This is a genomic window from Belliella calami, from assembly GCF_022549695.1.
Lineage (GTDB): Bacteria > Bacteroidota > Bacteroidia > Cytophagales > Cyclobacteriaceae > Belliella > Belliella calami.
On the sequence record NZ_JAKZGS010000019.1, the window covers coordinates 22942 to 44599 of the forward strand.

Genomic DNA, 21658 nt, shown 5'->3' on the forward strand with positions numbered 1-21658 from the left:
ATATAATGGAACAATTAAAAACACTTTTAGACAAATTCATCCAGTCGGATAAACAACACGGCATCAAAAAAATAGCGGTTTCCGATTTGTTTTTTGATGTAGATCCGGATGAAATGGAAGCAACAAGAGCACAGTTTATAAAACAGTATGAACAGTACAAAAAGATGCTAATAGAAATTTGCGGTAACCCAATCATAACAGATGTTTCTGGCTATGAATTCAAAGATTTTGAACTCACCAAAAACGAGAAAATGGCAGATATGCTCACCTTATTTGCTTATCAAAATAGCAGATTTGGCATTTTGCTTTTTCAAGAAGACAAAGAATTGCCTATTGAATTGTGTCTATCGGCTTTTAAAACTAATTCATAGAAAATCCCGAAAGGATGAAGTGATTAAAACAAGAAAATATGGGAACTTATATGCCAGCTATTTCGGTGCTTGTTCAATCAAATGAAATTCCAAAACAAAAGGCCGAAAGCTATAATGATGTTTTGGGTATTCTTATTAAATATAATGACGAAAAAACGCGTTATCAGTGCACAACTAGAGGTTATGAACATATAGAAATAGTTTCAAGTTTAGCAAAGCAATTAAACATTTTCCATTTTGATGACTATGTAAATGAAGAAGTTTTTTTTGTAGAAGGCGATAAGCTCAATATGTTTTTAGAGAAATTACAAGCAATAGAAAATATCCTTTTGTTGCATCCCAAAAAAATAATAGAGGCATATATCAACATACAACAAAATAGATTAGAATTAAGTAAGAATGAAGTGGCTTTTACAACTTATGAAGCATCAAAAAAACAAATTACAGAAACTCAAACACGCTTGCAAAATATAGATTTAACTACAGTTTATAAACAAGCAGAGCTTAATCCTGATATTTGTGAATTTTCATTAAAGGATGAGTATCAATCCAATTATCATCCTATTATTTCGGTGTTATTTTGGTTAAAAGTTCAACTGTTTTTATTCAGTAAGGCCATCAATGAAAATAAAGTATATGCACATATTTATTTAACTCCTTAAAACTTATAACTCTGTTTCTAAATTATATAAGGAGAATAAAAGATTTCAAACCTAACAATCAGAATCGATAAAAAATATAGGAATTTATGTCAATTATTTCATTACTTATCAAATTAAGACCACTAAAAACCGTCCTGAAAATTGGATTGCTTTGGGCTTCGCTTTGGTTGCCTGTGTTTCTGTTTGAAAAAATTTTTACACGGCAGTTTGAAACTCACCAACTTATAGGTGTGTATCGAGATGCATCAATGGTTTACCTTTCAATAAGTGTTTTATTAGCTATAATCTACCTTTGGTTAACACCACGATGGTTTCAAAGTAGTGCCTATAAAACAGGAATTATTCTCATATACGTCCTCTTTTTTGCGATGATGTGTACCCAAGTCGCTAAGGATTATTGCATCAATTTTGGTTCTACTTGGCGTTGGAATGAAGTGTTTTATGAATTGGTGGCAACGCAATGGTATTTGTATGTGATCGGATTAATTGGAGTAATTTCCCATTTGCTGTGTCACCATATTTTAATAAGAAATAAGAAAAAATTATTGGATAATCGTAATCATAAATCACTATGTCAAACTTAACATTAAGAGAAGCATTTACCAACCATAAATTTATTTTGGTAGAAGAAATGCTGAAAGAAAATCCGGCTTCGTACAAAGGACTCAACAATTGGGACCAAAGTTATTTGGTAACCGAAGCCTTGAAACAAAAATCATTCAGCACCATTTTTACACTGATAGATGAAAAACTGGTAGAAACTGATGTCTTTGAATTAGACCATTTTTCGGGCAGTTTTATAGAAACCGTTTTGGCGAATATTCCATTTTATTCAAAACCCATTTCGGCTTTTAGTCACGACAGCACTGCTAAAGAAGAACCCAATGAAGAAGCTTTAGATTTCTTGGAGAAATTTGCATCAGCCATTGAAAACATTGACGAAATTGTTTCAAACACCACCATTTTAAAATGGGCATTGATCCGAAAACTACCGGCAAAAGCCATCGAAATTTTAATCAATAAAGGTTGTAAAGTCAATGAAATTGATGCGTCTGAAAATTCGCTCCTGCATCTGGATTTGCCCGAAGAATATTTCGGAATGCTGGTTAATTTTGGCTTAAACGTTAACCGCAAAAACAAAGGAAACGTAACACCTGTGCAAAAAGCCATTGATGCAGGCAACAAAAATGCGGTGCGAATTTTACTCGAAAACGGAGCCGATGCACAGCACAAAGACAGTCGCGGAAATTCGATGTTTTACGTGGCTTTGGTGGATAAACTCGACTATGAAATTTACGATTTACTGTGCGAATTTGACAGTCCGAATTTTGACGAAACCAATACCGACGGTGCTTCGATGTTGTTTGAATACATTAGAAGATTAGACAATTATTCCGGTCAAAATTCCTTGCAATATCTAGCGAAACTGCTAGAACAAGGTGCCGATTTAACCCACAAATGTTTGTACTACGGAAGTCCCACAACGCCTTTGGATATGGCCATTACCAAGCCTTTTGCCGTTTTTGAAATGGTCCTCAATAATTTATATGCCGATATCAACGAGCAAGACGATAACGGAGACACCTTACTGCACAAAGTTTGCAATGTGAACCTAAATTTTGAAGCCGAAAAAGCCAAAGACATTTACAAAAAAGTGAAAATGTTATTGGAAAAAGGAGCAGATGTTTCCATCAGAAATGCTCAAGACAAATTACCGTTGGATTTAGCAAGCAATGATAATTTAAAGGAAAAAACCGTGGCATTGCTACTCAAATCCTAACAAACTATGTGGTAGAAAAAATATACCACATAGCCACACCTGTGCTGAGCCTGTCGAAGTATAGAAAACATAGAAATTGTGATGTATAAAAAGAAAACTATGTGCAACTATGTGACTATGTGGTTAAAAAAATAACTTCTAAAATCAAAAAGTATGTCAATGTCATTTATAGTAGCCTGTGAACAAGGCAACCGAAAAATAGCCGAATTACTGTTACAACAAGAAGTAACCGATGTAAATTATACCGATGAAAAAGGCAGAACCGCCTTGCATTATGCATCACACCGTGGTTATCTGGAAATTTGCGAAGCCTTGCTTACCAAAGGTGCAGACATCAATTACGAAGACCGAAATGGAGAAACGCCACTGTTTTTTGCCACTTTGCAAAACCAAACCGAAGTGGTTAAACTGCTTTTAGCTAAAAATGCCAAAGGCGATATCAAAGATTATCAAGGCAATAATTTGTTGCACATTGCCACCCGAAACGGACAAAAAGTGCTTTGCGAATTGTTTTTAGCCAATGGTTTCGACCTAGAAAGTGTGAACAACAACGCCGAAACACCTTTGATGATTGCCGTAATTAGTTCCAAAAAAACGTTGATTGATCTATTCATCCAAAAAGAAGCCAATGTTTTTGTCAACAACAAAGACGGGAACAATCTATTGCATTTGGCTTTGCAAAGCGGAAATTTACCTATTATCAAACTCCTGCTTGAAAAAGGAATTCCGGTAGATGAACCCAATTCTGCAGGAACAACGCCTTTGCTTTTTGCGTGTTCCAACAATAATATAATGCTTACCAAATTGTTTTTAGAGTTTGGAGCCGATGTTTTTCAGACCAATAAAAACGGTATTTCGCCCATTTATTATGCCTGTGCTTACAACCAAAAGCAAATGGTGCAATTGTTTTTAACGCAAGGTTTGGATGTCAATTTTCAAACCCCAACACAAGGAGCCGTTACCTTGGGCAGTTACCTCGATTTTGTGGAAAGTGCTCAAGATTTATCGTCAGATAGTTTGTATCATTTGAGCAGTAGCTACACTTCCGGAGGCGAAAGTTTATTGCATTTGGCGGTAAAAAACAGTCATCTGTATATGGTAGAATTGCTATTGAATAACGGTGCAGATGTAAACATTCAGGACGAGTCGGAAAATACAGCCTTGCATTATGCTTCTTCCAACGGAAAAAAAGATATTGTTGCCCTGTTAATCAAAAGCGGAGCCGATGTAAACCTTACCAACGTACGTGAACAAAAGCCATTAGATTATGCCAACCAAAGAGGTTTCAACGAAATTGCCGCAATGATTTTGCAACAAAATCCAACCGATACTGCCTTGCCAAAACAAAATCCGTTGGCAAATAATCCAATAGATTTAACGCCAAATGCATCTGTTTCAAAAGAAGATATCAAAGCGAAATTAAAAGAATTGAAGGAGTTTTTTGAAGAAGGCTTGATTGACGAACAGGAATTCAAAGAAGCGAAAGCGAAGTTATTGGCTTAATGGAATACATTCTTTATATGTAGTAGCAGAATTATAAACCACAAAGTAACATAGAGAACATAGAAGTTAAGCGGTGAAAAAACTATGTGCAGCTATGTGTCTATCCAGCCAAAGGCGGACACGTGTGGTAGAAAAATGTAAACCACATAGTAACATAGAGAACATAGAAGTTAGGCGGTGAAAAAAAACTATGTGCAACTATGTGTCTATCCAGCCAAAGGCGGACACGTGTGGTAGAAAAATGTAAACCACATAGTAACATAGAGAACATAAGGGCTAAGCGGTAAAAAAACTATGTGCAACTATGTGTCTATGTGGTAAAAAAAAAATAAACCACATAGTCACATAGAAAACATAGGAGCTAAGAAAATAAATATTTAAGAGGGCAATTCGTTTTTTTTTTTGTTTAAGCGAAGTAAGGTTCATGATTTTTAAAATGTTAACCCAAAGAAGAACTTATTTTAAAAATATTGATGACAATATTCACTTTTTATCAAAATTCCCTACCTTTGCAGTCCGTTCGGTCGGACGGGGTTTCGGGTATTGATTATCAGGGACTTTTCCAAAAACTAAAAACCTCAACCCGATGATCCTAGGGTTGTTGAAAATCAGGATTATTTTACAATATGTCTAATCAAAAAGATTTTAACTGGGACGATTTCGGAACCAAAGGTTTTGGTGAAGGTTACTCTAAAGACAAAAGAGCCGAAATGGAAGCTCTTTATGCTGGAACTTTGAACGAGATCACCGAAAAAGAAGTCATCAAAGGTACTGTAGTAGGTATCAATGACAAAGATGTGATCATCAACATTGGTTTCAAATCTGACGGTTTGGTTCCAAGAACAGAATTCAGAGACCTTCCTGATCTTAAGATCGGTGATGAAGTTGAATTGTTCATCGAGGAGCAAGAAAACTCACTTGGTCAATTGGTTCTTTCCAGAAAGAAAGCAAGAATGGTCCGTGCATGGAGCGACATCGAAGCTGCGCTAGAGCATGACAATGTGATTGAAGGTCTTGTGAAGAGAAGAACTAAGGGTGGTTTGATCGTAGATATCTACGGTGTAGAAGCATTCTTGCCAGGTTCTCAAATTGACGTGAAGCCTATCAGAGATTTCGATATCTATGTAGGTAAGAAAATGGAAGTGAAAGTGGTGAAAATCAACCACACTAACGATAACGTAGTAGTATCTCACAAAGTGTTGATCGAGAAAGATCTTGAGAAGCAAAAAGCTGAGATCTTGAACAACCTTGAGAAAGGTCAAGTACTTGAAGGTGTAATCAAAAACATGACAAACTTCGGTGTATTCATCGATTTGGGTGGTGTTGATGGTTTACTTCACATTACTGACATCTCTTGGGGAAGAATCAATCATCCAGAAGAAGTACTTAATTTGGACGATAAAGTTCAGATTGTGGTTCTTGATTTTGATGATGACAAGAAGAGAATTTCTTTGGGTATGAAGCAGCTTACTGCTCATCCTTGGGATGCACTTTCTGCTGAACTTGAGATCGGTTCTAAGGTACAAGGTAAGATTGTAAACGTAGCTGACTATGGTGCATTCTTGGAACTTGCTCCTGGAGTAGAAGGTTTGATCCACGTTTCTGAAATGAGTTGGTCACAGCACTTGAGAAATCCAGCTGACTTCGTAAAAGTTGGTGACGAAATCCAAGCTGTTGTATTGACATTGGATAAGGACGAGAGAAAAATGTCTCTTGGTATCAAGCAATTGACTGAAGATCCTTGGACTAAAGGTGACATGGCTGCAAAATATGCAGTAGGAACTAAGCACAAAGGTGTGGTAAGAAACTTGACTAACTTCGGCTTGTTCCTTGAATTGGAAGAAGGAATCGATGGTTTGGTTCACGTATCTGACCTTTCTTGGACTAAGAAAATCAAGCATCCATCTGAGTTTGTAAAAGTAGGTGATGAATTGGATGTTGCTGTTTTGGAACTTGATGTGGACAACAGAAGATTGGCACTAGGTCATAAGCAATTGGAAGAAAATCCTTGGGATACTTTCGAAAGCGTATTCCCTGTAGGTTCTGATCACAAGTGTACTGTAGTTTCTAAAAACGATAAAGGTGCAGTTCTAGAACTTCCTTACGGACTAGAAGGATTCGCTACTTCCAAAAACTTGGAAAAAGCAGATGGTTCTTCTGTAGAAGTAGGAGAGGCACTAGACTTCAAAGTAACTGAATTCTCTAAAGATGATAAGAGAATCGTTCTTTCTCACACTGCTACATTCAGAGAAGAAGCAAAACCTGCTGCTGCTCCTAAGAAGGCTAAGAAGAAAGAAGATGCTCCTTCATCAGCTGCTCCAGCTGAAAAATCTACCCTAGGTGATTTGGACGCTTTGGCAGAATTGAAAGAGAAAATGGAAGGCGGGAAAAAATAAGACACAAGACTAAAGACGCAAGACTTTAGACTTTGTTTATCCTATATTTAAAAAAGTGGCTGCCGAAAGGTGGCCACTTTTTTATGTTCTGATCAATCCTTTATTTGATTGTGATCCAAAAAAATGCGACAAATAACTTAAATTTTTAAAAGTGAACTAAGGAAGCTATTTTTTCTATAAGTTTTTTATATTCGAGCATGAAACAACTTTCACTGTACTTAATTGTCATTATATTTTTTTATTCCTGCTCTGAGCATAAAGAAACGGAACAAGAAATTTCAACCTCTTATTCTTTTGAGGTGATAGATTCTTTGGATTTAAAGGTTTTGGGAAATCCGCTGATCATTGATGTAAGCCCAAAAGCAGATCGATTTGCTTTTTATGATTATGCCAACGAGGAATTTATCATTACTGACAATACAGGAGAAATAATTAGCCGATTTTCAAAAAAAGGGGATACTCCTGATTCCTACGGTTTCCCAATTGAATTTCCTAGTTTCGTCAATGAAAATCAACTCGCACTTGTCGGAATGAAGGGTGTATTTATCTATGATTTGGAAGGGAATATGATCAAGAAATTGTCACATCCTGAATCTATGGGAGGAGCGGCTTTTATGACTTTTTCTGGAAAGGGAATCGAAACCGTTTCGCTCCAAGGAAAGCGGTATTTACTAAGTAAATCCATTCGAACACGAGATACATATCCTGGAGAACAAAGATTTTATGACAACTTTAGAGCTATAGAACTTATCGATATTGATGAAGAAAAATTTATTGAAATCGTACCATTCGAGCAGGGGAGTCAATTTTTAGATGGGAATGGTTATTTTGAAAGTGATTATACTCCTGCATTAGAAGCTACTGACGAAAAACTTTATATAGCTTTGGGTGCTGAGCAGAGATTGAATGTTTACGACTTAAGTTCAGAAGGTGCAAAGTTGGATACAATTGTCATGCTAAATATCCCTGATTTTGGGAAATTACCCATTACTTCAAGAGCAGAATTTTCTAAAGGTTCGATTACTGTGAAAGGTGACACTCCAGCAATTAGAAATATTCATATAGTAGATGGGAAAATACTGATTCAATACTATGGAGGGATTCCGGAAGATAAGATGAAGGAATTAGAAGCACTTTGGAATTCCGGTAATGAAGAAGAGTCTGAAAGGCTCTACGATCAAGTCGAAAGTGAAGTAATTCAAGGAATTTTGATTTTAGATCAAAACACGTTTGAAGTAGTTGGTAATCTTGAATTTCCAAAAAATTTCAATAAAAGTGGTTTTGCTTCTGGTGGTGGTTTTCTTTGGATGGAGAAAGCTCCGAATGAGGAAGCAGAAGAAGATTTTTTAAGGATTTATAAAGTTAAATTAGTGAAAAAATGAAATATAGGATATTAGCAGTGTTGTTTGTCTGCGTTTTACTTTTGGCTTGTTCATCAGAGAAGGAGACCGATTTAGAGAGTTTTTCCAATGACTGGGAACTTGTGATTTTGGACTCCATACAGGTTGATTATTTGGGAACAGTAGATGGCGGGGATTTTAGAAATGGCAAGGGAGTGTTTTTTAATTTTCAGGAGAATAAATTGATTGAGTTTGAGTCGAGTGGGGAGATAAGTCATGAAACATCTTATCCAAAAGATGGTCCAGACAAAGTTCAGTATCCAACTCAACTGAGGTATACAAAGGATGGTAGGCTCTTCGCCGCAAGCTTTATGGGTTGGTTATATGAGTTGAATATGGATTTGACTTTGAAGCAAGAAATAAAGCTTCCATTTCCGAGTGAGGCAAAAGATGGTGGTGGATTACTTCGTAATTTGGAATATTGGAATGATTCATTAATTAGTTTCTACCCAGGTAGAGATGGGGCAAATCCTTATGACCCTCATTTTTTCAGAGATCATTTTCTACTGGAAAAAATTGATCCCAAGACAGGTGCTTCATTGCCAATTATTAAAACCCCAAGTACTTCAAGGTATTCTACAGATAAGTATTACGAAAGGCCATGGGTTCAATTTGGTATTTTTGACAATATTCTACATTTGGTGCTAAGCAATGAAACAATGATTCATACTTACGATCTGAGCAATGGAGGGGAGTATTTAAATACTATTGATTTTCAGCCATCTAAATTTATGGATAATGGTGAACATTCAGAAAAGTATCAATATATCTCTGGTACTAGAATGCTTGATGGGAGAGTTAGACAGTTATTTGTGATAGATAAAGGTATAGTTATTACATATACTGAAGGAATAGATGAAGATACATTCATACAGAATGAACTGAATAATCCAAAAAACTTTCCCAAATACAAAGATTTTCAAAATCAAATTTTGAAAATAATATCGCCGGAAGGTTTGCTTTCCAATGAAATTAATGTCCCGTACAGAATAGGCAGAATAATGAATATAGAATCAGTAGATAAACCATTTTACGCAGTGAGAGATGATGAATATCTCGGAGAAGAACATGATTATGTCACTTTCTATAAACTTCAATTAGTAAATAAATGATCAGTTTGATGATCTTTATTTAAGGTTTTGTTCAATTATTGAGACTAAGAATGGCTATTTTGTCGCATTTTGACTCCTTTCTTCGTACTAATAGTATAAATGATTGAAATTGAATTAAGTTACTATCAATCAGACTTATCACCAAATAATCAATGTTTTTATGAGTAAATTAGTTACATCCATAAGTTTGTTTGTTTTCTTTTTCGCATTCCAAAATTCACAAGCTCAAGATTCATTCTATGGCAAAGCCTATCTTGGAACATCAAGTGCGGCTTTAATTACCAAAAGGGATTTTGTTGGAGGCCCTGGGTATGATGTTGAGCGATTTAGAGAGTTTGGTTTTCTAATCGGGAAAGAGTTAAATCCAAAATGGGCTCTTGAAACAGGTGTGAATATAGCGACGGCAAATGTTATTGTCAGTTCTAACGCTGGGCCTGATCTCAATTTTACTAATTATAAATTTCAAATGTTAAGTTTCCCTTTGCTGATGAAATATTCAATATCCTCTTTTCTATATGTAAATGGAGGTCCAATGTTAGATATACAAAGTTCAGAAAGAACCTCTATCAATCAATCAGGGATTGGTTATTTGATTGGTATCGGAGCACAGCACTATTTCAATAAAATAGGGGTATTTGTTAATCCCCACCTAAAACGGCATGCGGCAATTTCTTTTGATTCTTCTAATAATAACTTAACTGAGCTAGGTATTCAACTTGGAGTTTCTTATAAATTTTAATGGATTGAAAAATCAATATTTGTCTTTGTAATATTTGTTTTTTTAAATAGTTCAATTGAAAATAATGCAAAGATAGATTTGGACTTAAATGAGGATTTAACCTTTGCTAGTATCCTTAAATTATAATGCCTCTTTTTACCTATATGTGCAACATTGTGGATTCTCAAATTATGATCTCTAACAGTTAGTTTATGTATCAAAATACTTCCTCAAGGGCAATTCATAGACCCTTTTACCCAAAAGCGAAGATAGTGAATTGACAATCGCTGCTGCAACTGGCCCTTGGGCTGCCTCACCTGCACCAAGTGGCTTTTCTTCTGGACGATTAATAATATGCACTTCAATGTCGGGTACATCTTTTGTCCGCATGATAGGGTAGGAGTTCCAGTCTTTACTTGTTATGCCATTTTCATCATACTGTACAGCCTCCAAGATTGTCCAACTGGCAGACTGAATCATGCCACCTTCTGTCTGATTTTTCAAACCATCCGGATTGATGCATTGACCAGCATCTATGACACTAGTTAGATTTTTGAGTTTGAATTTTTCATTTCCTTCAATCATTTCGATCTCTGCAAGCACTGCAAAATAGGCAGCTGAATTTTTGTATTGGGCAAAAGCCAATCCATATCCTACTTGTCCACTTTTATCTCTTTTTTCCCAATTACATTTTTCTCTTAGTGTCTTGATGACGGCAATAGCACGTCCATTATCTAGGTTATTGATTCTAAACTCAAAGGGATCAACGTCAGCAAGAGCTGCCAATTCATCCATAAATGACTCCAAAGCAAAGATATTTCCATAAGCCCCCAATCCTCTCAAGGCAGAAGTTCGAAGTGGACCGTCATAATTGTAAAGTAAAAGTTCTCTTTCAGGTATTTTATATAGAGGAGAAGCATTTCTATACGAGCCACCAGAAAATCCTCCTTTTTGAAATTCAAAAGGGTTTTCCAAGTGTCTTGCTGAAATATAATGTCCAGCTTTTCCATTCGGCCTTGTACTATGGGTGTCTGACCAGATTTTTGTTTGCCAAGAAGTGATTTTCCCACTATCATTCAGCCCAGCTTCTAAAGAGATTTGCATTGCACTACCATATGGTTCCCATTTGTGTTCATTTTCCCTCATCCATTGAAGTCTGATGTGAGTTTCAGGAAGGTGTTTTGCAATCAAAGCAGCTTCAGCAGATACATCATCAGCACTATTATGGCCATAGCATCCAGAACCAGGCATTCCAATACATCTGATTTTTTCTTTTTCAAGGTCAAACAGATTCGACAAGGTGTTTTGCAGAGGATAAACTCCCTGAGTCGGAGACCAGACAGTTAGATTTTGCGCATCCCACTTCGCTAATGCACATCCAGGTCCGGTAGAGCCATGCATTGTGTAAGGCTTTTGGTAGGTTGATTTCAGGGTTTTTGGTGATTTGGATATAGCTGATTTGATGTTTGGATGTTTTTCTATCTCTTGAGGCGAATTTGAATTCCGCTCCATGTCGGCAAAAATCTCCGTTTGATTGATTTTTATTTTTTGGATATCCCATTCAGCGATTTCTTGGGCTTTTTTCCAAGCCTTTATAGCTTGGTATTCCCTTTTTGCCACTACTGCTATAAAGCTACCATCTATGATAACTTTTTCGACACCTGTCATTTGAGAGATGGTGTCAGTGTCAAAAGCCCGAAGCTTAGCGCCATAAGTAGGAGGATGGATGACCCTAGCGTGCAGCATCCCAGGAAATCTTAGATCATGGACAAAATGTGGTTTTCCCAAGACCATATCCATTATTTCGGCTCTTTGGAAAGATTTCCCTACGATATTATGGGTTTCAGGAGATTTGATTGGCGCTTCTCCCGTGATTTCTCCTTCCAAAAATTTACCTTCCAGTAGTTGCCAATAGGAAATTTTTTCACCTTTTGGGCCAGTTATGATACCATCTTTTACATTTAACTGTTCGATAGACACTTCTAATTTTCGTGAAGCTTCTTGAATCAGAAAATATTTAGCCTCTGCTGCTGCTTGCCGAATGGCACTTCCGCTTCCTTCCACGGAATTGCTTCCTGCAGTGTAGCCCTCGTTGGGAGTTTGTCCTGTGTCACCATTGATAATATGACAGATATCGAAAGAGACATCCAGTTCTTCAGCAGCGATCTGCATCAATGCTGTTCTGATCCCTTGACCAAGTTCTTGTTTTCCGGTTAATACAGTCACGTGTCCATCAGCATCCAATCTGATCCAAGAATCAATGATATCTTTTCCTAAGTGTGGTCTTTCTGGAATGCCTGAATACATTGAGGCACTCGCTTCATTCTCTTTTTGGTTGCAAAATGCTAAAGGGAATAGATTGAATCCAATGAGTAATTGACCAGTGGATTTCAGAAATGATCTTCTGCCAGTTTTGGGAAGTTTGAAGTTTTCCATAATTAACTACTTTGGATTGGATGCCCTTTTGACTGCTTTTATAAATCTCGAATGCGTACCACAGCGACAGATTACTTGATTCAAAGCATCTTTGATTTCCTCTTCAGATGGATTTTGATTATTTCTCAATAAGGCGACTGCTGATATGACCATGCCATTGAGGCAATAGCCACATTGTGCAGCTTGCAGTTCTACAAAGGCTTTTTGGACAGCGTGGAGGTTATTGTCTTTTTGGAGACCTTCTATTGTCTCTATTGTTTTGCCTTCAAAATTCTCACAAGGGCTTAGGCAGGTTGGCAAGCTCTCTCCATCCACCAATACCATGCAAGCACCACATTGCTGAAGTCCACATCCAAACTTCGCTCCTGAAAGTTGAAATTCATCTCTTAATATGTAAAGTAAAGGCTCCTCAGGATCAACTTCGAATGATTCCTTTTTTCCATTAATATGAAAATCAAATGATTTCATGGTGGGGTGGTTGTTTGGTGAATCCTAAAATATAAGGAAAGAATCTAGAAAATCCCAAAAAATAGAGATGTGCTTACATAAGTGGGGGTAAGTTGTCTGATATATTAAAAAAAAAGCACCTCCTAATAAAGAAGATGCTTTGAAAATAAGAGGTCGAGAGCGGATTCGAACCGCTGTACAAGGTTTTGCAGACCTCTGCCTAGCCACTCGGCCACCCGACCATATTGTTAAGGGAATGCAAATGTAGATATATTATCAGTTTTTCCAAAACTTGATTTGAATTTTATTGAGAAAATGCACTTGTTTTTTGGTTCGATATTCCTAATGTTATTTTTACCAATATTAAGTTTTATTTATAAACATTCTAAATTATTTTATGGCTCGATTTTTCTATTATAAAAAATTGAAAAACAGATACTTACAATTAAAGCAAGGCTATTTACAAGAATTTACCATGTATTGAAGTCAAGTTTGAAATGTAGAATTGGGGTAGTACATTTGCACTGTTTATTTAAAAACCGTGAATTAAACTGTTTAATAAGTAATAAATATGTCGATCAAACGCTCATTATTAAGTGTTCCCTTAAGATTAAGCACTTTGGCTATGGTGTTCTTCCTGATGTTAGGAGCACAAGCCTTTGGAGCTAATCCCGATGTTTCTGACAGTGAAGAGGCTATTGCAGCCGGTAAATCTGTGTTTAACGCCAACTGTAAATCTTGTCACAAACTAGATCAAAAGTATACTGGTCCAGCACTGCGAGGTGTGACAGACCGTAGGTCTATCGAGTGGGCCAAAAGCTTCATCAAAAATTCCCAAGCAGTTATTGCTTCAGGTGATCCTCAAGCCAATGCCATTTACAAAGAATTTGGAAATTTGGCTATGCCAGCACATGAATTCTTGAGTGATACAGAACTTGAAAGCCTTTTGTCATATATAGAATATGGTGACAAGGAAGCAGCTGTAGCAGAAGGTGGAGGAGAAGGTTCTACTGAACAAACAGCAGGAGGTTCTGGAGTTCCAAATGAATACCTTACCATAATTCTTGCGGTTTTGGTGGTTGTATTGTTATTGATCCTGATTGTGTTGGGATTGATCATTTCAGTATTGACCAAATACTTGAACAATCAAAATTTGGAGGAAGATGATAAAGAATTCATCAACCAAAAATTTGATGTCAAAAAAATATTGAGAAGTGACGCCTTTGTCATCATCATTACTGCGCTTGTGATTGCACTTGTAGCTAAAACAGCCATTGATGGTCTTTATTCTGTAGGGGTTCAGCAAGGGTACCAGCCTAAGCAACCTATTGCATTCTCACATCAGCTTCATGCAGGACAATACGAAATACAGTGTCAATACTGTCATACAGGTGTTGAAATTGGTAAATCAGCAAACATTCCCTCTGCGAATATCTGTATGAACTGTCATACTCACATTCAGAATGTAGGTGGAAAAGAAGGAGTTTCTTCTGAAATCCAGAAAATTTACAATGCAGTAGATAATAATCAGCCAATCGAATGGGTGAGAATCCATAACCTTCCAGACTTGGCTTACTTCAACCATTCTCAGCACGTAGCTGTAGGTGGAATCGAATGTCAGACTTGTCATGGTCCTATCGAGGAAATGGAGGTTGTTTATCAGCATAGTTCGTTGACAATGGGTTGGTGTATTGACTGTCACAGACAGACAGATATCAACGCAGTAGGCAATGAATACTATGACAAATTAGTGCAGTTACATTCAGACAGCAAGAATTCACTTAAAGTGAAAGATATCGGCGGTCTAGAATGTGCAAAATGTCACTATTAATTTAAATCAAATCAGAACATACTTTTCTTGAATATACAATGAAAGAAAATAACAAGACATATTGGAAAGGATTAGAGCAATTGACAAACGATCCAGAGTTTGTCAAAAATGCTGACAGAGAATTCCCTGAGCACTTACCATCATCCAATGGTGAAAATGGAGGCCCTTCAAGGAGAGATTTCTTGAAATTGATGGGCTTCAGCTTAGCAGCTGCTTCTTTGGCAGCTTGTGAGGCACCTGTCAGGAAAGCTATCCCCTATGTCAACAAACCTGTTGATATCAATCCTTCTATACCAAATTATTATGCATCTACATTTGCTTTTGGCGGTGATTATGCATCTATAGTAGTAAAGACCAGAGAAGGTCGTCCTATCAAAATAGATGGTAATGAACTTTCTCCAATCAACGGAAAAGGAGTTAGTGCCATTGTAGAAGCTTCTGTGCTTTCTTTATATGACAAAGAAAGATTGGCAGCTCCTTATGTAAATGGAGAGAAATCTGACTGGGCAACTCTAGATGCGCAAGTTAAATCAAAACTAGCTGCAGCAGGTTCTGTTAAAATCATAACAAACACAATTCTTTCTCCATCTACTGAAAAAGCTTTATCTCAATTTGCGGAAACTATTGGTGGAGCAGAGGTAATTACTTATGATCCTGTATCCAGCTATGGTATTACAAAAGCAGCTGAGACGTCTTATGGTGCAGCAGTGTTGCCTACATACAAGTTTGATCAAGCTAAAGTAATCGTAAGTTTTGGTGCTGATTTCTTGGGAACGTGGATTTCTCCTATCGAATTTGCAAGACAATATGCAAAAGGTAGAAAGATCTCCAAGGAAAAGCCAGAAATGTCAAGACACTTCCAGTTTGAGTCTAACCTTTCTTTGACAGGTTCTAACGCAGATTACAGAACACCAATAAAAGCTTCTGTTAGCGGTTTGGCAGTTTTGTCTCTTTACAATGCACTTGCTAAGAAAGCAGGAGCAGCTAGTTTCAATGCTGCAGCTGTAGAAGTTGCTCATTTGGATAAAGCAGCAAATGAGCTTTGGGCAAATAGAGGTGCTTCTATTGTAGTTTCAGGATCTAATGATCCTAATGTACAAATAGTAATCAATGCAATCAATGATCTACTAGGAAACAATGGTGTTACTGTTGATTTCTCCACTCCATCTTTCTTTAGAAAAGGAGACGATGCAAAAATGAATCAGTTTGTAGCTGATCTGAATGCAGGTAGAGTAGGTGGTGTTCTATTTTTCAACTGTAACCCAGTTTATGATTTTGCAAAAGGTGCAGAATTGGCAGCTGGAATAGCTAAAGCTAAAGTTTCTATAGCTACCAATAGCACAATGGACGAAACAGCTTCAGCTGTTCAACTAGTAGCTCCTGACAATCATTTCCTCGAATCATGGAATGATTTCAATCCAAGAAAAGGTGAATATTCATTGGCACAGCCTACTATTTCTCCTTTGTTTGATACAAGACAAGCACAAGAATCATTATTGGTATGGGCAGGTTCTGAATCAAACTATTACGATTTCTTGCAAGAAAACTGGAATTCAACAATTTTTGCTTCTCAATCAGAACTTTCAGATTTCCAACAATTCTGGGATCAGTCATTGTTCAACGGTGTTTATTCTGACAATTCTGAGCCTACTTCTATTTCAGGAGTAGCTGATGCTTCGGCTGCGGCTGCCGCAATTTCTAGAACTTACAAAGCTGATAATGCAGCTACTGAGTTGGTAATCTATACCAAAATAGGTATTGGTAATGGTACTTTTGCTAACAACCCTTGGTTGCAAGAGATGTCAGATCCTATTTCCAAAGCTACTTGGGATAACTACTTGACAGTTTCTCAAAAATGGGCTAATGAAAACGGTTTGAAGATGTTCGAAGGTGCAACTCAAAAAGCGAAGTTGACTATTGGAGATAAATCTATCATAGTTCCTGTATTGGTTCAGCCAGGTCAAGCGATAGGAACAGTAGGTCTGGCTTTGGGATATGGTAGAACCAAAGCAGGTAGAGTTGCCAATGGAGTTGGAGTGAATGCTTACGAGCTTCTTGACAGTTCCAAAGGATTTGTGAATTTCGATATTACAGAAGGTGTAAGCATTGAACTGACTTCTGATAAATATAAAATTGCCCAAACACAGACGCATCAGACGTACATGGGTAGAGACTTTGTTGTGCAGGAATCAATTCTTCCTGAGTACAAAGAGGACGCTTTTGCTGGAAGATATCAGCCAAAAATCTACAAAGAAGGAGAATTTGTAAAACCTTCCAAGATTTCTCTTTGGAAAGGACATCAATATAGCCAACATCATTGGGGTCTTGCAATCGATATGAATTCTTGTATTGGTTGCGGTGCTTGTACAGTTGCTTGTCAAGTTGAAAACAACGTGGCAGTAGTTGGAAAGCAAGAGGTTCTCAATAGAAGGGAAATGGCTTGGATCAGAATTGATAGATATTATAGTTCTGATGCTGAAGTAGGTGATAATGATGGATTGGAAATCGCATCTGAAAATCCAGAAGTTGTATTCCAGCCGATGATGTGTCAGCACTGTAACAACGCTCCTTGTGAGACTGTATGTCCAGTAGCTGCTACCACACACTCTTCAGAAGGTCTTAACCAAATGACGTACAACAGATGTATCGGTACAAGATATTGTGCAAACAACTGTCCGTATAAAGTAAGAAGGTTCAACTGGTTCAAATATCACGATAACAAAGACTTCTCAACTGTTAACGTTGCACAAAACGATGATTTGGGTAAAATGGTCTTGAATCCGGATGTGACCGTAAGGTCCAGAGGTGTTATCGAGAAATGCTCTATGTGTGTTCAAAGAATCCAAGCTGGAAAACTTACTGCCAAGAGAGAGGCTAGAAAAGTTCAGGATGGGGAGATCACTACAGCTTGTGCTACAGCATGTCCTACAGATGCGATTGTATTTGGAGATATGAATGACACAGGAAGTAAAATTTATGCTACTCTTAAGATTCAGGAAGAAACGCTTTCTGCAACTAAAGAGGTGAATGAAGAAAGAGCATACCACGTGTTAGAGGAAGTGAATGTAAACCCTAACGTATGGTACTTTACCAAAATCAGAAACAAGGATAAATCAGAAGCGTAATAAATAATTTTATAAGATATGCAGGTTACTTCATCCGTACGCGAGCCGCTAATTACAGGCGGTAAAACCTTAAAAGACGTCACGCACGACGTATCAAGACAGGTAGAAGGAAAGCCAACTTTGGGTTGGATTCTAGGTCTCTTGGTAGCTGTGGGTACCTTATTGTTGGGCAGTCTTGCGCTGGTAGCAACCCTTTGGGAAGGTATTGGTATGTGGGGTCTCAACAAAACTATTGGCTGGGCATGGGATATCACCAACTTTGTATGGTGGGTTGGTATCGGTCACGCTGGTACTTTGATCTCCGCTGTATTATTGCTTTTCAGACAGAAATGGAGAATGGCGATCAACAGAGCTGCAGAGGCAATGACAATTTTTGCTGTTATCTGTGCTGCTATGTTCCCGGTAATTCACATGGGACGACCATGGTTGGGAGCTTATTGGGCACTACCATTACCAAACACTTTTGGTTCACTTTGGGTGAACTTTAACTCCCCACTTCTTTGGGACGTATTTGCAATCTCTACTTATTTCTCAGTATCCTTGGTGTTCTGGTATATTGGTTTGATTCCTGATTTTGCTACTATTAGAGATAGAGCTACAGGTTTGAGAAAGACAATATATGGAGCACTTTCTTTTGGATGGGATGGCGCGGCCAAAACTTGGAGCAGATATGAATCAGTAGCATTGATCTTGGCTGGTTTAGCGACTCCTCTAGTATTGTCAGTTCACACAATTGTATCTTTTGACTTTGCAACCTCGGTGATCCCGGGATGGCATACGACTATCTTCCCTCCATATTTCGTGGCGGGTGCGATTTTCTCAGGTTTTGCAATGGTATTGACCTTGATGATCATCACAAGAAAAGTTTTCAAACTTGAAGATTACATTACCATAGGTCACATTGAATTGATGAATATAGTAATCATCATCACTGGATCTATTGTGGGTATCGCATACATCACTGAGTTTTTCATCGCTTGGTATTCAGGAGTTGCAGCAGAGCAGTATGCATTTATGAATCGTGCATTCGGTCCTTATGCTTGGGCTTACTGGTCTATGATGACATGTAATGTGATATCTCCACAACTATTCTGGTTTAAGAAAATTAGAACTTCCATTGTAGCTACTTTTGCATTGTCAATTGTAGTGAATATCGGTATGTGGTTTGAACGTTTCGTGATCATTGTAACTTCTCTTCACAGAGATTACTTACCATCTTCATGGGCGATGTTCTATCCGACCCTTTCAGATGTAGGTGTATATTTATTCACATTTGGATTGTTCTTTACCCTCTTCTTGTTGTTTGCTAAGTTTTTCCCTGTAATCAACATGGCCGAGGTGAAATCTATCGTTAAGTCTTCTTCAGAAAAAGTAAATAAATAATCATGGAAAGAGATAAGAATTTTGTCCTCGGTGTATTTGAAGATGAGGATGTATTGTTAGAAGCCGTAGCCAAAGTAAGAGGTAGTGGTGTGAAGATTCATGAAGTTTATTCACCTTTTCCAGTGCATGGTTTGGATGAAGAATTAGGATACAAAAGAAGCAAATTGCCTATAGCTGCCTTTTTGTTTGGTATGTTGGGTACTTGCCTTGCTTTGACCATGCAATTTTACATGATGAAGATAGACTGGCCTATGATTATAGGCGGTAAGGATCACGCTGGTCTTCCGAACTTTATTCCTGTAACATTCGAATTGACTGTACTATTGGCAGCTTTCGGGATGGTTGGTGTGTTTATGATCACCTCTAATTTGAAGCCTTGGGCACAGCCTAGAATCTTTGATTTGAGAATTACTGATGACAAGCATGTCATGGCAATCGATTTGGCAACAAACGCTGCTGTAGGTGAAGCACAAATTGGAGATATTTTGAAATCTTGCGGGGCTTCAGAAGTGAATAAAAAAAGTTTTGAATAGTAACTCAGACATTATGAAATTGATTAGATCCATATATGTTATCGCAACTGCAGGTGTAGCTTTCGGGCTAGCATCTTGCAGTGCTTCTGGAGATCATCCTGGATATGAATATGCACCTCAGATGTATAATTCAGTTCCTTACGAAGGATTGACTCAGATTGTGAATGAAGATGAAGGCCAGTGGTTATCGACAAGAGAGGATGGAAAGGGTGAATTTTTCAATTCTAACATCAATAATCCACACACAATGAACATGAGAGAGCCTGTAGCCAATACTGTTCCTAGAACAAAAGATGGCATGCTTCCTTATAGGTTATTGGCTTTTGAATTGGAAAAAGCTGCTGAGGTACAAAATCCTGTAGAGCTTACTGATGAGGTATTGGCAGAAGGACAGCAATTGTTCTTACAATATTGTACAGCTTGCCACGGAATCAATGGTGAGGGAGATGGCAAAGCAGGAGAAGTTATTGGTGGTGTAGCTAACCTCAAGGGTGGTGCATACATTAATTTGCCGGAAGGTCATATATTCCATGTTATCATGAAAGGTAAGGGAAGAATGGGCGCTCACGGTTCTCAAATCCCTCAAGAGAGGATTTGGAAAATTGTTCACTATGTTAAACAAGAAATTCAGAAGCAATAATCATGGCGCACGTTTCAAACTATAACTTAGATCAGAAATTTGATTTCACAGCTTCTACAAAGAAAGCCTTATTTATAGGGCTTGGCATAGGAGCCGTACTCTTAATTTTAGGAATTTTGATGGCAATTTTTGGTGGTGGAGATCATGGTCATGCTGAAGAAGCTGGTGGTCATGCGTTTCACTGGTATCAGAGATTATATGCCAATCTTTGGATCAACAATGTTTACTTCACAGGAATAGCTGTAATTGGTGTGTTTTTCTTTGCTATCCAATATGCTGCGCAAGCAGGTTGGTCTGCAGGAATCTTGAGAGTAATGTTATCATTAGGCAACTGGTTACCGATTGCGGCAGTGTTGATGATTGTGACTTTCTTTATAGCAAATCATGATTTGTTTCACTGGACTCACAGTTACCTATTTGATAAAGACGATTTAGAACATTATGATAAAATCATAGACGGAAAAGGTTCATTTTTCTATTGGCCTATGGAAAAAGGGACTTTCCCTATTTTCTATATCGTTAGAATGTTTGCTTTCTTCGGTATTTGGATTTTCTTCTTCAATAAGTTGAAGAACCTTTCATTTGCAGAAGATGATTTGACTGGATCTCACAATTGGTCTGTAATCAGAAAGTGGTCCGCAATATTCTTAATATTGTTTGGAATCACTTCATCTATATCTGCCTGGGATTGGGTAATGTCTATAGATACCCACTGGTTTTCTACTATGTTTGGATGGTATGTATTTGCATCCTGGTTTGTAGCAGGGCTTTCTGTTATCACTCTAATTACCGTATTCTTGAAAGAAAAGGGATATCTTGAAATGGTCAATGAAAACCATATTCATGATTTAGGAAAATTTGTTTTTGCATTTTCTATATTCTGGACTTACATCTGGTTTTCACAGTTCTTGTTGATCTATTATGCGAACATTCCGGAGGAGTCAGTTTACTTTGTAGAGAGGTTGTCGAGTGATGTGTACAGCCCGTTTATATTTGTAAATCTAGCTTTAAACTTTGTGTTGCCTTTCCTTGTTTTAATGACACGTGATGCAAAAAGACATGCGATATTCTTGAAAGTTGTTTGTTCTTTAATCATACTCGGTCATTGGTTTGATTTCTTCTTGATGGTTCAGCCAGGAACTCTTGGACACAATGGTGGTTTTGGTTTGATGGAAGTTGGGATGTTGCTAGTATTTGCTTCTGCTTTTGGTTTTGTAGCCTTGAAGTCATTGGCAAAAAATAAATTGGTAGCAAAAAACCATCCAATGTTGGAGGAGAGTTATCATCATCACATTTAGTATTTATCCGAAAAAGTAAAAAA

General features: G+C 37.5%; 17 protein-coding genes and 1 tRNA gene. 15 read left to right on the top strand and 3 right to left on the bottom strand.

Annotated elements, in window-relative coordinates; all coding sequences use genetic code 11:
* The first annotated feature begins 5 nt into the window (after nucleotides 1-5).
* From MM236_RS17075 to MM236_RS17115, 9 genes are all read left to right on the top strand, one after another.
* Nucleotides 6-371, top strand: a complete 366-nt coding sequence (locus MM236_RS17075; RefSeq protein WP_241276207.1) for a hypothetical protein — start codon at nucleotides 6-8, stop codon at nucleotides 369-371.
* Nucleotides 372-409: 38 nt separating this feature from the next.
* Complete coding sequence (locus MM236_RS17080; RefSeq protein WP_241276208.1) at nucleotides 410-1033, top strand: hypothetical protein; 624 nt, start codon at nucleotides 410-412, stop codon at nucleotides 1031-1033.
* Between the two features lie 86 nt (nucleotides 1034-1119).
* Nucleotides 1120-1617: a hypothetical protein gene (locus tag MM236_RS17085; RefSeq protein WP_241276209.1), complete on the top strand. Its 498-nt coding sequence runs from the start codon at nucleotides 1120-1122 to the stop codon at nucleotides 1615-1617.
* Complete coding sequence (locus tag MM236_RS17090; RefSeq protein ID WP_241276210.1) at nucleotides 1605-2813, top strand: ankyrin repeat domain-containing protein; 1209 nt, start codon at nucleotides 1605-1607, stop codon at nucleotides 2811-2813. The genes MM236_RS17085 and MM236_RS17090 overlap by 13 nt, the downstream gene beginning before the upstream one ends.
* Before the next feature lie 159 nt (nucleotides 2814-2972).
* Nucleotides 2973-4316 (top strand): ankyrin repeat domain-containing protein, encoded by a 1344-nt coding sequence (locus MM236_RS17095; RefSeq protein ID WP_241276211.1) that lies wholly within the window; start codon nucleotides 2973-2975, stop codon nucleotides 4314-4316.
* A 626-nt stretch (nucleotides 4317-4942) separates the two neighbouring features.
* On the top strand, nucleotides 4943-6712 hold the full coding sequence (rpsA, locus tag MM236_RS17100; protein ID WP_241276212.1) for a 30S ribosomal protein S1: 1770 nt from the start codon (nucleotides 4943-4945) through the stop codon (nucleotides 6710-6712).
* 197 nt (nucleotides 6713-6909) lie between these two features.
* Entirely contained in the window at nucleotides 6910-8094 is a 1185-nt protein-coding gene (locus MM236_RS17105) for a hypothetical protein (protein WP_241276213.1), read from the top strand.
* The gene (locus tag MM236_RS17110) at nucleotides 8091-9224 is read left to right on the top strand and encodes a hypothetical protein (protein ID WP_241276214.1); all 1134 of its coding nucleotides are present in this window, start codon (nucleotides 8091-8093) and stop codon (nucleotides 9222-9224) included. Before MM236_RS17105 ends, MM236_RS17110 begins: the two co-directional genes overlap by 4 nt.
* A gap of 160 nt (nucleotides 9225-9384) precedes the next feature.
* Nucleotides 9385-9963, top strand: coding sequence for an outer membrane beta-barrel protein (locus tag MM236_RS17115; RefSeq protein WP_241276215.1), 579 nt, complete (start codon nucleotides 9385-9387; stop codon nucleotides 9961-9963).
* Nucleotides 9964-10152: 189 nt separating this feature from the next.
* On the opposite strand, the gene MM236_RS17120 is transcribed toward MM236_RS17115, so the two are convergent.
* From MM236_RS17120 to MM236_RS17130, 3 genes are all read right to left on the bottom strand, one after another.
* The gene (locus tag MM236_RS17120) at nucleotides 10153-12378 is read right to left on the bottom strand and encodes a xanthine dehydrogenase family protein molybdopterin-binding subunit (RefSeq protein WP_241276216.1); all 2226 of its coding nucleotides are present in this window, start codon (nucleotides 12376-12378) and stop codon (nucleotides 10153-10155) included.
* Between the two features lie 6 nt (nucleotides 12379-12384).
* Nucleotides 12385-12846: a (2Fe-2S)-binding protein gene (locus MM236_RS17125; RefSeq protein WP_241276217.1), complete on the bottom strand. Its 462-nt coding sequence runs from the start codon at nucleotides 12844-12846 to the stop codon at nucleotides 12385-12387.
* Nucleotides 12847-12996: 150 nt separating this feature from the next.
* Nucleotides 12997-13067, bottom strand: a tRNA-Cys gene (locus tag MM236_RS17130).
* Between the two features lie 329 nt (nucleotides 13068-13396).
* Between MM236_RS17130 and MM236_RS17135 the strand changes: the two genes are divergently transcribed.
* From MM236_RS17135 to MM236_RS17160, 6 genes are read left to right on the top strand one after another with little or no spacing between them, the layout of a single operon-like run.
* The gene (locus MM236_RS17135; protein WP_241276218.1) at nucleotides 13397-14656 is read left to right on the top strand and encodes a c-type cytochrome; all 1260 of its coding nucleotides are present in this window, start codon (nucleotides 13397-13399) and stop codon (nucleotides 14654-14656) included.
* Nucleotides 14657-14694: 38 nt separating this feature from the next.
* The gene (locus MM236_RS17140) at nucleotides 14695-17781 is read left to right on the top strand and encodes a TAT-variant-translocated molybdopterin oxidoreductase (RefSeq protein WP_241276219.1); all 3087 of its coding nucleotides are present in this window, start codon (nucleotides 14695-14697) and stop codon (nucleotides 17779-17781) included.
* 18 nt (nucleotides 17782-17799) lie between these two features.
* A complete protein-coding gene (gene nrfD / locus MM236_RS17145) occupies nucleotides 17800-19164 on the top strand; it encodes an NrfD/PsrC family molybdoenzyme membrane anchor subunit (RefSeq protein WP_241276220.1) in 1365 nt (454 codons plus the stop codon).
* Between the two features lie 2 nt (nucleotides 19165-19166).
* Entirely contained in the window at nucleotides 19167-19697 is a 531-nt protein-coding gene (locus tag MM236_RS17150) for a DUF3341 domain-containing protein (protein WP_241276221.1), read from the top strand.
* A gap of 13 nt (nucleotides 19698-19710) precedes the next feature.
* Entirely contained in the window at nucleotides 19711-20337 is a 627-nt protein-coding gene (locus MM236_RS17155) for a c-type cytochrome (protein WP_241276222.1), read from the top strand.
* A gap of 2 nt (nucleotides 20338-20339) precedes the next feature.
* A complete protein-coding gene (locus MM236_RS17160; RefSeq protein ID WP_241276223.1) occupies nucleotides 20340-21635 on the top strand; it encodes a quinol:cytochrome C oxidoreductase in 1296 nt (431 codons plus the stop codon).
* Nucleotides 21636-21658 lie beyond the last annotated feature (23 nt).